10 protein-coding genes and 1 pseudogene are annotated in these 13223 nt (G+C 46.2%); 4 read left to right on the forward strand and 7 right to left on the reverse strand.

Features of this window, described 5'->3' with window-relative positions; translation table 11 throughout:
- Positions 1-28 precede the first annotated feature (28 nt).
- From gltP to nagB, 3 genes and pseudogenes are all read right to left on the reverse strand, one after another.
- On the reverse strand, positions 29-1273 hold the full coding sequence (gene gltP / locus NSQ83_RS01745; protein WP_003234847.1) for a glutamate-aspartate/proton symporter GltP: 1245 nt from the start codon (positions 1271-1273) through the stop codon (positions 29-31).
- A 144-nt stretch (positions 1274-1417) separates the two neighbouring features.
- Positions 1418-3314 (reverse strand): annotated as a pseudogene (ptsG, locus tag NSQ83_RS01750) (glucose-specific PTS transporter subunit IIBC).
- A 20-nt stretch (positions 3315-3334) separates the two neighbouring features.
- Positions 3335-4084, reverse strand: a complete 750-nt coding sequence (gene nagB / locus NSQ83_RS01755) for a glucosamine-6-phosphate deaminase (RefSeq protein WP_198879030.1) — start codon at positions 4082-4084, stop codon at positions 3335-3337.
- A gap of 218 nt (positions 4085-4302) precedes the next feature.
- On the opposite strand from nagB, the gene gamR reads away from it, so the two are divergent.
- The 3 genes from gamR (at position 4303) to NSQ83_RS01770 (ending at position 6599) form a co-directional block, all read left to right on the forward strand.
- Entirely contained in the window at positions 4303-5010 is a 708-nt protein-coding gene (gene gamR, locus NSQ83_RS01760) for a transcriptional regulator GamR (RefSeq protein WP_003234841.1), read from the forward strand.
- Positions 5011-5043: 33 nt separating this feature from the next.
- Positions 5044-5319, forward strand: a complete 276-nt coding sequence (locus tag NSQ83_RS01765; protein WP_038428307.1) for a DUF1648 domain-containing protein — start codon at positions 5044-5046, stop codon at positions 5317-5319.
- Positions 5320-5528: 209 nt separating this feature from the next.
- Positions 5529-6599, forward strand: coding sequence for a branched-chain amino acid aminotransferase (locus NSQ83_RS01770; RefSeq protein WP_019712566.1), 1071 nt, complete (start codon positions 5529-5531; stop codon positions 6597-6599).
- 36 nt (positions 6600-6635) lie between these two features.
- On the opposite strand, the gene mmuP is transcribed toward NSQ83_RS01770, so the two are convergent.
- From mmuP to NSQ83_RS01790, 4 genes are all read right to left on the reverse strand, one after another.
- Positions 6636-8048 carry an S-methylmethionine permease gene (mmuP, locus tag NSQ83_RS01775; RefSeq protein WP_015715174.1) on the reverse strand — a complete coding sequence of 471 codons (1413 nt, stop codon included), beginning with the start codon at positions 8046-8048 and terminating at the stop codon, positions 6636-6638.
- A 119-nt stretch (positions 8049-8167) separates the two neighbouring features.
- Positions 8168-9115 carry a homocysteine S-methyltransferase gene (gene mmuM, locus NSQ83_RS01780; protein ID WP_198879031.1) on the reverse strand — a complete coding sequence of 316 codons (948 nt, stop codon included), beginning with the start codon at positions 9113-9115 and terminating at the stop codon, positions 8168-8170.
- Positions 9116-9243: 128 nt separating this feature from the next.
- On the reverse strand, positions 9244-10680 hold the full coding sequence (locus tag NSQ83_RS01785) for an alanine/glycine:cation symporter family protein (RefSeq protein ID WP_003246395.1): 1437 nt from the start codon (positions 10678-10680) through the stop codon (positions 9244-9246).
- Between the two features lie 22 nt (positions 10681-10702).
- Complete coding sequence (locus NSQ83_RS01790; protein ID WP_014475676.1) at positions 10703-11686, reverse strand: glutaminase; 984 nt, start codon at positions 11684-11686, stop codon at positions 10703-10705.
- Positions 11687-11987: 301 nt separating this feature from the next.
- Here NSQ83_RS01790 and glnK point away from each other — a divergent pair, with 301 nt between their 5' ends.
- Positions 11988-13220 (forward strand): ATP-binding protein, encoded by a 1233-nt coding sequence (gene glnK, locus NSQ83_RS01795; protein ID WP_204551509.1) that lies wholly within the window; start codon positions 11988-11990, stop codon positions 13218-13220.
- Positions 13221-13223 lie beyond the last annotated feature (3 nt).

Raw genomic sequence — 13223 nt, forward strand, 5'->3', positions numbered from 1 at the left:
ACACCTCGTATTGAGGTGTTCTTTTTTTCTATATGCTTTCAGTTTGGCTGTTTGCGGAAACCCATTCTTTTTGGCGGAAGGCCTTTTCCCATTTTGATACCACGATACAGGCGATCGCATGTCCCGGTACGTTCACGCCCGTTCTCGCCATGTCCATGACGCGGTCAACACCCGCGATAATGGCAACGCCTTCAGCCGGCAGTCCTACAGCATTGGCAGTCGCCAGAAGAACTACAAGCGATCCTGAGGGTACAGCTGCAATGCCTTTACTGGTCATCACAAGCACAAGCATCATGAGCAGCTGCTGGGACAATGTCATGTCTACTTGAAAGGCCTGTGCGAGAAAGATACAAGAAACTGATAAATATAAGCTGGAGCCGTCACAGTTCAATGACAAGCCGGAGGGAACGACAAATGATACCACTCGTTTGGGACAGCCGTATTTCTCCATTCTATCCATCAGCTGAGGGAGAATGGTTTCAGTGCTGGTGGTGGAAAATGCAATTAAAAACAGATCCCATATCATTTTCAATACTTCGAAATACTTAATCTGAAAGATGAGACCGACAAGCGGAAAGAGGACAAAGAGGATCAGGAACAGGCCAAGGAATACGGTGCCAACCAGCTTAAACATAGGGAGGAGGAGTTCAATGCCGTATTGGCCTACAGAAGCTGCCATCAGGGCTAACACGCCGATAGGAGCAGTGACCATGACGATTTGTGTGAGCTTGAACATAATCTGAGCGGTAGATTCAAAGAACTTCATTACTGGTTCAGAAGCTTTGCCGATACCAGCTGCGGCGACACCAAATAAAATGGCGAAGAAAATAACGGCAAGCAAATCATTTCTGGCCATGACATCAATAATGTTTGTAGGGATAATATCCAGGATCATTTGCTTGAAATCAACAACTTTGTCTGTGTAGCCGGAAAGTTCATGGATATCTTTTTTTGCCAAATGGGAGAGGTCAAGCCCGACACCTGGTTTTAAGACATTCGCTAATAAAAGTCCAAGCCCTAATACCAACGTTGTAATCACTTCGAACCAAATGATCGTCTTGATACCAAGGCTGCCCATTTTTTTCATGCTTCCGCTTCCTGCGGCTCCAATGACAATGGTAGAAAACACAATCGGCACAACAATCATTTTAATCAGGCGGATAAATCCATCTCCGACAGGCCTCAGTGCCATCCCGAAATCAGGAAAAAAGTGGCCGATCACTGCGCCGACAGCCAAAGCGATTAAAATTTGAAACGCGATTAATTTTTTCAAATGAATCCCCCTTTAGAACGATAGAATTTAGGCATATTCATATCATTCGTGATTCAAATGCAAACACCTTTTTTCAAGTTATTTTATTTTGACAGCGCTTTCATTATGTTGGCGAAAAAGTCCCCCGCAGCAGGGGGGACTTTTTTACTTCATTTGAATGTGCTTTAGATCTTCTTCAGAGGTATTTGTGAAAATAACCGGTGTTATGGCTGAAGCGGCATGCTGCTTGATGTAATTGAGATCAAAGGTGAGAAGCAGTTCGCCTTGTTTGACGGCTTGTCCGCTTGTGACATGTGCTTCAAAGCCTTCCCCATTCAGTTTGACGGTATCGATGCCGACATGAATCAGGATTTCAGTGCCGCCGGCGCTCATAAAGCCGATGGCGTGTTTTGTCGGAAAAATCGAGACGATCTCGCCGTCCGCAGGTGCAACGACTTTTCCTTCTGATGGTATAATCGCAAATCCCTCGCCCATCATTTTTTCTGAAAAGACTTGATCAGGCACATCCCCTAAAGAGACTGTTTCTCCTTTAATCGGATAAATAAAGGTCTCACCGGAATCGGGCTTCTGCGGTTTGTCAGTTACCGTGTCCAGCGTGGCGGCGGTGGCAGGGACGCCTCCGGCCATGATTGTTTTGATGTCGTCTTTTAAGGCATCGGACTTGGTTCCGAATATTGCCTGGAAGTTGTTGTTGACCTCCAGCACACCTACTGCACCAAGCCGTTTTAATTCATCCTTGCTGACTTGGCTTGGCTGATGAACGGTCACACGAAGCCTAGTGATACACGCATCCAGGTTAGCGATATTTTGCTGTCCGCCCAAGGCCTGCAGCACGTGAAAGGCAAGCTGGTCTTTTGCAACTGGAGTTTTCTCCTCATTCTGACCGTCTTCATCTGTCTCACGGCCGGGCGTTTTCAAATTCCATTTCAGAATCGCAAATCGGAACAAATAATAATAAATGAAAGCAAACACGATCCCGACAGGAATGACAACCCAGCCGTTTGTAGACAGTCCGTAGTTCAAGACGTAGTCAATTCCGCCGCCTGAGAACGTATAGCCGTGGCGGACATGGAATAAATCACAAACGACAAAGATGACGCCGGCAAGAATAGAGTTAATCAAATAGAGCACGGGCGCAACGAACAAGAAAGAAAACTCAACCGGTTCTGTAATTCCGGTCAGCATAGATGTGAGCGCCGCAGAAATCATCACGCCGGAGATCATTTTTTTTCTTTTCCGGACGCGCGGTATGGATAATGGCAAGTGCAACTGCCGGCAGACAGAAAATCATGTAAGGGAAATCCCCCATCATAAAGCGCCCGGCTGTCGGGTCTCCCGCGAAAAACCTTGTCAGGTCGCCGGTTACGGTGTTGCCTGTTGATGGGTCTGTGTATTCTCCCATCATAAAATAGAAAGGCGTATAAAAAATATGATGCAGGCCAAAAGGAATCAGCAAACGATAGATCGTTGCATAAAAGAACAGGCCGACTGTTGAATCGGCAATTAAACTGCTGGCTGCGTTAATTCCGTTTTGGATCAGCGGCCAAACGAATGAGAAAATGACGCCGATCACCAATGAACTGACGGAAGTAATAATCGGGACAAATCGTTTTCCAGAGAAAAATCCAAGGACCGGATGCAACTCGATTGATGAAAATCGCTTATATAAATAGGCGGCGAGAAGCCCGATGATGATTCCTCCGAAAACCCCCATATCAATCAGGTGCTCGGCTCCTTCATACGGAGGCTGAAGGCCGAGTAATTTTCCCATATTGTCGAGGGTGACGGTTAAAATTAAGTATCCGATGACAGCGGCAAGTCCGGCTACACCTTCTCCGCCGGCTAATCCGATCGCGACCCCTACGGCGAAAATCAGCGGGAGATTATCGAATACAACGCCGCCTGCATCCTTTATAATAGGGATGTTCAGTAAATCCTTGTCTCCGAAACGGAGCAAAAGACCTGCTGCCGGCAGGACGGCAACCGGAGTCATCAACGCGCGGCCAAGCTGCTGCAGAATTTGAAATGCCTTTTTAAACATGACAGTCTCCTTTTATTGTGTTATGAGAATGATGCACTCTTTAATTTTTGAGCTGCTTTATAATCGGCGATAACGGTTACATGATTGTGATTTTGAAGAATGGAGGCTGGTACTTCTGTCGTGACAGGACCTTCAGCCATCTTTTGAATGGCGTCTGCTTTTTCCTCGCCGCTTGCTAAAAGCACAATATGTTTGCTGAATTCCATGATGGTTTTAATGCCCATTGAAATCGCGAGTCTCGGCACCAGCACCGGATCACCGCCGAAGAATCTGGCATTTGCCTGTATCGTGCTTTCCGAGAGCTTCACAACACGTGTCCGGTCTTCAAAATCAGATCCCGGTTCATTAAAACCGATATGGCCATTGGCGCCGATGCCGAGAATTTGGACATCAATGCCTCCCGCCTGGCGGATGAGATCCTCGTATACTTTGCATTCCGCCTCAAGCTGCGGGTTGTCTCCTTGCGGGATATGAATATGATCAGGCTGCATATTGATATGCTGAAATAGATGCTCATGCATAAAGTGGTTATAACTTTGCGGATGAGATGGAGAGAGACCAGCGTATTCATCCAAATTAAATGTAGTAACCTTTGAAAAATCAATTTCGCCTGCCTGATAGTCTGAAATCAACTGCTTATACAAGCCGACCGGTGTGCTTCCTGTTGCCAGGCCGAGAACGGTATCTTTCTTAGCTTGTATTTGTTCTTTAATAATGGCAGCGCTTAACTTACAGAGTTCTTCGTAGTGCTCGGCGATTAGAATCTTCATGTGACACCCCCTCAAAGAGATAGACAAGCACCATATTTGTTATGACCAATTTATGATACTTGTCATTACGAATTTAGCACCGCCCTTATCAAACTGTCAATATTAATTTCTGAAAATTTGTTATAAAAGAAGGATACAAATCTTTCATATTGGGATGGCAAATGGTATTATGGTCTCAATGAAAAAGAACGGATTGCATACAGAATGGGGAGAATGAAATGACAGCTTTATATTCTGTGATCAAGTTTAAAATCATTGAGTTGATTAAATCGGGCAAATATCAGGCGAATGATCAGCTGCCGACGGAGAGTGAGTTTTGCGAACAATATGATGTCAGCAGAACAACTGTGAGACTGGCCCTTCAGCAGCTGGAGCTTGAGGGATATATTAAAAGAATTCAAGGAAAAGGGACATTTGTATCGGCGGCAAAAATACAAACGCCGATTCCGCATAAGATTACGAGCTTTGCAGAACAAATGAGAGGCCTTCGTTCTGAATCAAAAGTGCTTGAGCTTGTGGTGATTCCTGCCGATCACTCCATTGCCGAGCTTTTGAAAATGAAAGAGAATGAACCTGTCAACAAGCTTGTCAGAGTCAGATACGCCGAGGGGGAACCTTTGCAGTATCATACCTCATATATTCCCTGGAAGGCGGCACCGGGGCTGGCGCAGGAGGAATGCACCGGCTCGCTGTTTGAGTTGTTAAGGACAAAATACAATATTGAAATCAGCAGGGGCACGGAATCGATCGAACCGATTTTAACCGATGAAACGATCAGCGGCCACTTATTAACCAATGTCGGAGCGCCTGCGTTTTTATCAGAATCCCTTACCTATGATAAAAATGAAGAAGTGGTGGAATATGCGCAAATTATTACCCGGGGAGACCGAACGAAATTCACCGTAGAACAGTCATATCATTCATAAAGCAATGTGTTTTAAGAAGGGAATGGTGGTTCTATGTTTTTATTTACGAATGGAAAAGTGCTGTGGGGAGCAGTGATTGCTGCATTCATCCTTTCAATTGTATTTTACCCTTTTCTGCCGACGCAGATGCCGATTCATTATGATGTTGCGAACAGTCCGGATCTGACGGTTAACAAGCTGGCGGGGACTGTGATGCTGCCTATTTTGATGGTGGTGTTTGCATGGGCGTGGAAGATCAATTGGCAATTTGTATTCGCAGTGTATATTTTGCTGATTTGCCACATTGTCGTCCTTTGTTTAGCGGTCTAAATCAAACAGCCAGAATAAAACTGGCTGTTTTTCTTTAATTTCAGCTTCATCTGACAATGAATGTGGTGTATAATAGCTGATGATCCTAAAGAATATTCTGAAATTTATCGGTGTGGAGCGGCGTATCATGAAAGGAAGGGCTGTATGTTTTTTGCAGCCTTAAAAAGACTGAATATTTAAACAATTATATGAAAGGTGTGCTGATTAGATTGAATAAGCTTATTGAACGAGAAAAAACTGTATATTATAAGGAAAAGCCCGACCCGTCTTCCTTGGGGTTTGGACAATATTTTACAGATTATATGTTTGTGATGGACTACGAAGAGGGAATTGGATGGCATCATCCAAGAATTGCACCGTACGCACCGCTTACGCTCGATCCGTCTTCATCTGTTTTTCATTACGGCCAGGCTGTTTTTGAAGGATTAAAAGCATACAGAACAGAGGATGGCAGGGTGCTCCTGTTCCGTCCGGATCAAAATATCAAACGGCTGAACAGATCGTGTGAGCGCATGAGCATGCCCCCTTTAGACGAAGAGCTGGTGCTTGAGGCATTGACACAATTAGTTGAGCTGGAGAAAGATTGGGTTCCAAAGAAAAAAGGAACGTCACTGTATATTCGTCCTTTTGTCATTGCCACAGAACCGAGTCTCGGTGTGAAGGCATCCAGGAGCTATACATTTATGATCGTGCTTTCGCCTGTCGGCTCCTATTATGGCGACGATCAGCTGAAGCCGGTTAGAATCTATGTCGAAGATGAGTATGTGCGGGCGGTCAACGGAGGAGTCGGGTTTGCAAAAACGGCTGGAAACTATGCCGCCAGTCTTCAGGCACAGCGGAAAGCGAATGAACTGGGCTATGACCAGGTACTGTGGCTGGACGCCATCGAAAAGAAATATGTGGAAGAAGTGGGAAGCATGAACATCTTTTTCGTCATAAACGGGGAAGCTGTCACACCTGCTTTAAGCGGAAGCATTTTAAGCGGGGTGACACGCGCGTCTGCGATTGAATTGATTCGAAGCTGGGGCATTCCGGTTCGTGAAGAGAGAATATCGATTGATGAGGTGTATGCGGCCTCTGCACGCGGAGAATTGACAGAGGTCTTCGGCACAGGCACGGCAGCCGTCGTTACGCCTGTCGGTGAACTCAACATTCATGGAAAAACGGTGATTGTAGGAGACGGGCAAATCGGGGACCTCTCGAAAAAGCTGTATGAAACGATAACAGATATTCAGCTTGGCAAGGTGAAAGGGCCGTTTAACTGGACAGTGGAAGTGTGAAAATCGAAAAAGAACCTGCCTGAAGGCAGGTTCTTTTTATTTTGAATAAGTCATATCAGCAGCCGGCTCGCTTTTGCGGTTTTTTACATAATATATTGCATAGCAAATGGCCATAAATGGAACGCCGCAATAGAGTGCGATTCTTTGATTCGGATCAAAGGCAATGCCAACAACGGAAGCCAGGCATAACAGGAACGCTGCAATCGGCACGAACGGATACAAAGGGGTTCTGTATTTCAAATCAGTAACCTTGTTTCCCGCTTCGATATAACGTTTTCTGAACATGAATTGAGAAGCAGCGATTCCCATCCACACGACAACGACGGCAAAACCGGAAATCGACACGAGCACAACGTATACAGTGTCTGGCGCAAATACGCTGGACAGCAACGACAGAATGCCGCCGATCATGCTGAACACCAGCGCGTTAAAAGGGGTTCCTTTTGACGTCAGCTTTGCAAATGTCGGATGAAGCGTTTTTTCTTTTGATAAAGACCACAGCATCCGGGAAGAAGCGTAGAGTCCGGAATTAGCCGCTGACAGGATCGCTGTCAGGATAACAAAGTTCATGATATCGGCTGCGTATGGTACACCAACTCTGTCAAAAACAGCGACAAACGGGCTTTTGATGACACCTGCATCTTGAATCGGAATCAGCCCTGACAGCACAAAAATTGTTCCGACAAAGAAGAGTGAGAGACGCCAGACCGTTGTTTTAATCGCTTTTGGTATCGTCTTGTCAGGATCAACGCTTTCACCGGCTGCGATTCCGATTAGTTCCGTTCCCGAAAAGGCAAAATTAACGGACAGCATCGTCATCAAAATCGGGACAAATCCATTTGGAAAAAGCCCGCCTTCCGCGGTGAAGTTGGACAGCATCGGTGCGGCTTCTCCGCCTTTGATCGGGATGATGCCGAACATGGCAGAGCCGCCTAAAAGAATAAATAATACAATGGCTAATACTTTGATGCTGGAAAACCAAAATTCTGATTCAGCGAAAAACTTGACCGAAAATGCGTTAAGCAAGAAAATGAACAGCGCAAAGACGGCACTCCACATCCAAACCGATGTATGGGGGAACCAGCGCTGCATTAACAGGCCGGCTGCTGTGAATTCTGATCCCAATGCCACGGTCCATGTCAGCCAGTACAGCCAAGCAACCGTAAATCCGGTGCCCGGCCCTATGTATTTGGCTGCATAGGTGTGAAAGGCGCCGGTCACAGGCATGGCGACTGACAGCTCACCGAGGCATAGCATGACCAGATAGACGATGCCGGCCCCGACTAAGTAGGCGAGTATCGTTCCGGCCGGGCCTGCTTGCTGAATGGTATAACCTGAGCTTAAAAACAGCCCGGTTCCGATGACACCTCCCAAGGAAAGCATAAAGAGGTGCCGGCTTTTCATACTTCTCTGAAAGGTTGTCTCATTCTTGTTGTGGGCAGAGTTCATCTTTTTCCAACTTTCTATCAGCGATTTATTTCCTCCTAATAAAAAATCTCATGTCAGAAAGTGACACGAGACTCCGGCGAACCGGCTTTAAGTTAGAATATACAAACTATTCCGATAAGTCAAGTTGTTTTTAAAGAGCGGGCCCAAGCCGCAATTTCTTGAATATTTTCGGGTTTTGTCCGGCAGCAGCCGCCAATCAGCCTCGCTCCTTTTTCATGCCAGGTGCGGGCGCTCGCCCCGTAAGATTCTGCGCATGCTGCGCCGTTCCACGTTTTTGTTTCCGGATCATATTGCTCACCTGAATTCGGGTAGACAATGATCGGTTTTGACGTGTTCTTTTTTAACTCCTCTATCAAGGAAGGGATATGCTGAAGCGGCGTGCAGTTGATGCCGAGTGCTGCAATTTGGCGGTGTTCATCAAGCCATGATGCGCAATCAGATGCAGGTGTTCCGTCACTGATATGCAGGCCGTCTTTAGCACTGAAGCTGATCCATGCATACGTTTCAGGAAATTCCTTCAACAGCCGAACAATCGCTTTGGCTTCAGTCAGACACGGAATCGTTTCGCATGCCAATACATCAGCTCCGGCTTCAATCAGCGCCTTCATCCGGGGGCGATGAAATTCAATCAGTTCATCTTCTGATATTGCGTAGTTGCCGCGATACTCAGACCCGTCTGCAAGATAAGCGCCATAAGGGCCTATAGAAGCCGCAATGATGGGTTTTGGCCGATTCAAACTGTTCTCTTTAAGCGACCAAAATTCATCACGTGCTTCAGCTGCGATGCTGACGGACAACTCGATGAGCCGGCGTGCTTCCGCTTCGCTCAGCCCGCGTGCGGCAAAGCCTTCAAATGTAGACTGATAGCTGGCGGTGATTGCACAATCGGCACCTGCCGCAAAATAATCAGTATGAACTTGTTTAATCAGCTCCGGCTCTTCCATCAGGATTTTTGCCGACCACAGACTGTCATTCAAATTACAGCCCTTGCGTTCAAGCTCGGTCGCCATGGCGCCGTCTAGCACAATAAGCGGGTATGTATCTAATATGTGTTGGATAGGATTCATAGAATGTACCGATGCCTTCTTTCAGATTTTTTTGAAAAAGATATGAAAATCGTAATGGAGGCTTACGTGTTTGTCAATAAACGCAAAAAGAGAAAGGTGTTCAGCCCATATGTCTGAACACCCTTTTCTTATGATATTTGTTTGTTGTGCGTGTCAGTCTTTGTGTCTGAAACCGGCCAGCACTCAATGCCGTTATGGTTTTTGAGCACATCTTTATAAAAGACCGGATCCTTGCCTGCTTTTTTCTGGCGTGTATAGTCTTTCAGCGCCGTAAAAACGACCTTTGATAGTAAGAAAATCGCGATTAAATTCACGATGACCATCAAACCCATGAACAAATCAGCAAGATCCCAGACGAGCTGGACTTTGGCAACACAGCCAAACACGATCATTGCCAGCACGCCGATACGGTAGACAAAAATCAGTTTTTTGCTTTTGTTCAAAAAGCCGATATTGGTTTCGCCATAATAATAGTTTCCAATTAGAGCACAGAATCCGAATAACAAAATCAGAATCGCGAGAAAGCCTGATGCCCATGATCCGACATGGGAGCTGAGGGAGGCTTGTGTCAAGGCGATTCCGCTCAGACCCGGAGTATGATAGGCATCCGAAAACAGAATGATAAAAGCGGTGCTTGTACAAATGACCAGTGTATCTGTCAGTACACCAAAAGCTTGGATCAGCCCCTGTTTGACGGGATGGCTTGTTGTGGCGGTGGCAGCGGCATTTGGTGCGCTTCCCATTCCCGCTTCGTTTGAAAAGATTCCCCGTCTGACGCCTTGCATGAGTGCCGCGCCCAAAGCCCCGCCGGCGGCCTGGTCAAAACCAAACGCATTTTTCACGATTAGCGCAAGCACACCTGGCAGCTGCGTAATGTTGGAGAAAATGACGAAAAACGCAACTCCGATATACAGGACAGCCAATACGACGACAATGGATTCAGCCAGCTTTGCAATGCGCTTGACTCCGCCAAAAATAATCGTGCCGAATACAGCAATTAAAATGAGTCCCAATGTCAGGCGGTTTGTGCCAAACGCGTTTTCAAAGGCAAGGCTGACTGTATTGGATTGAACCGAGTTGAAGACGATACCGAACGATAAGGTGATTAACACAGCGAACAGCGCGCCCATCCACCTTTTGTTCAGCCCTTTTTCCATGTAATACGCCGGCCCGCCGCGGAAGCCGTTTACATCTTTTACTTTATAAATCTGAGCCAGTGTGCTTTCCACAAAGCTGGATGCTGATCCGATAATGGCGATAATCCACATCCAGAAGATTGCACCGGGCCCGCCGAGTGCAATGGCGATGGCAATGCCCGTAATATTTCCCGTTCCGACACGGGCCGCCATGCTGATGCAAAAGGCTTGAAACGGAGAAATGCTGTTTTTTGACCGGGAAGCAGCACCTTCTCTTAATACCCTGACCATTTCTTTCAGCATGCGAACCTGTAAAAACTTAAGCCTGAACGTAAAATAGATTCCAAAAGAAAGGAGCAAAACAATTAATAGCTTTGACCACAAAAGATCATTTGCAATACCGACGATATGTTCTAGGATTTGCTGCATAGAATCACCTCTTTTTTCATGTTTAAAAAATGCTGAGCTCCCATTCCTGCGCCATATGCTTCAGCAGCATACCGCCAGTGAGGCTGTTGCCGTATTCATCAATGGCAGGCCCGTAAATGCCGATGCCGCATCCGGATTGAAAAGGCTGTTCTCTTCTGGCGCTTGGAGGCACCAGCGCCATGATGCCGCCGGAGACGCCGCTTTTGGCCGGCACGCCGACAAACGCCGCATATTTGCCTGAAGCGTTGTACATGCCGCACGTCAGCATTAATGCCTTGGCCAATTTTGCCACATCTTTTGGAATCACCTGCTCGCGTCGAATCGGATGATACCCGTCATGAGCAAGGATCAGGCCGATCAACGCAATATCTTCTGTGGTGCTTTCCATAGCGCATTGCTTCAAGTACACCTCAAGTGTTTCTTCTACTTCAGCTTCTAAAAAGTTTGTTTCTTTTAAATAGTAGGCCAGCGCTCTGTTGCGGTGGGCGGTTTCCCATTCAGAACGGAATACTTCCTCATGAATTCTCGGCCGTTTTCCTATCAAAGTTTCCATCACCGAGTAAAGAAACTCGAGCTTTTCGTATGCCGATTCTCCGGGAAGGATCGAAGCGATGGTGAGGGCACCCGCGTTGATCATGGGATTGAAGGGCTTTCCCGGCTTGTTGATTTCGAGCCGAATGATTGAATTAAAGGCGTCGCCTGTCGGCTCGACATCTACGCGGTCCAGCACATAGGGAATGCCGCGGCTCATGCAGGCGGCAATAAAGCTAATCACTTTTGAAATGCTTTGCAGGGTAAAAGAGACGTTCCAGTCGCCGGCGTGTATCATCGTTCCATCAGGCTCCAATACACAGATGCCGAGCTGTGAATCATTGACTTTTCCTAAAGCGGGGATATAGTTTGCGCTTTGTCCATTGGCGGCAAAAGGGCGATAGTATTCAACCCAATCATGAAGCTGTAACGCCGGATTTATGTCTTTCTGGTGCTCTTTTATCAATTCTTTCATCGAATTCCTCCTCACTGATTTTTTTCTTAAAGGACTGAGGTGTATCAAAACGAAGGCTAAAGGGGCGTTAAACGCTTTCATAATAGCGGAAGGTATAATTACTGTATAATGGAGACTACAGAATCATACAAAATACGACAAAAACATTTTGAAAATAAGCAGTAAGATTTATAAAAACCTCATGTTCTGGGTCAAAAGCAATTTGCAGGTTTTCTCCCGATTCCCCAAAATAAAAAGCGAGGATGTGATCAACATAAAACTGGAACGGTTTATTGAAAAAGACGGATATATATTGGCCCTGATGCTGATTACGGTGCCGCTGGCCGGTGAACTGAAATTTTATCCCCTCAATGAAGAATTCCGGGTCAGCTTTGGGGCACCGGTTTTTTTCTTCTTTTTATCATTGTTGCGGCATGTGCCCGCTGTGCTGCCGGGTTTTCTGACTGGAGCGGCTGTTTTCATCTTTCGCGTCTTTCTGGAATTATGGGGCGGAGGACACAATGGGCTGACTCCGATTCTGTATGATCAAGCGTCTGGCTTTTTCTTTTATATGACTTACGCCTGTCTGTTTTCCATATTAAAGGCCAATCGTTTCCGTGAACGGCCGATTATGCTCGGTTTCATTGGGTTTATGATTGAAGTTGTGTCAGATTGTGTCGAGCTAACTGTGCAATTTCTCATTTTTCATACGGTTGTCACGCCTGAGAAAATCACTGACATTGCGGTGATTGCGATTTCTCACACATTTATTGTGATGAGCTTTTATAGTGTGCTGAAGCTGTATGAAACACAATCGAGAGAAAAACAGACAAGGCAGCAGCACGAGCACATGCTGATGATCGTTTCCAATTTATATGAAGAAACGGTGCACCTAAAAAAGACATTGAAAACGACAGAGAAAGTGACAAACGATTCGTATCAGCTCTATCGGGAAATCAAGGGAAAGGATGTTCAGCTGAGCGGCAGAATCCTGAGACTGGCCGGAGAGATTCATGAAGTGAAAAAGGACAACCAGCGGATATTCGCTGGGCTATCAAAACTGATTTCGAATGAGAGTTTGAGAGATTATATGAGGGCCTCTGATTTGCTGCAGCTCGTGATTCGAATGAATGAAAAGTACGCTGAAGCACTAGGGAAGCAGATTGATTTTTACTGCTCGATCGAGGGAGAGCATGACGAATATCACGTATTTATCGTGCTTTCGATCATTAATAATCTAACAGCAAATGCGGTAGAGGCTATGGATGAAGAGGGAATGGTCAGTCTGAGGCTCCGTAAGCCAAATGAGAGTATGGTAGAATTCCAGGTGGAAGACAATGGCCCAGGGATTTCCGAGAAAATCGGAGACATTGTGTTTGACCCGGGCTTTACTTCAAAATATGACGAATTTGGCACGCCTTCTACGGGTATCGGACTTTCCTACGTAAAGGAAATCGTGACAGAGCTAGAAGGGGATATCACATTTGATAATCAGCAGCGGGGAGTGGTGTTTGCCATCAGGCTGCCTGTCCGGCATTTGATTCAGAAAGGGTGAACC

The organism is Bacillus sp. PS217, assembly GCF_037963535.1.
Lineage (GTDB): Bacteria > Bacillota > Bacilli > Bacillales > Bacillaceae > Bacillus > Bacillus subtilis.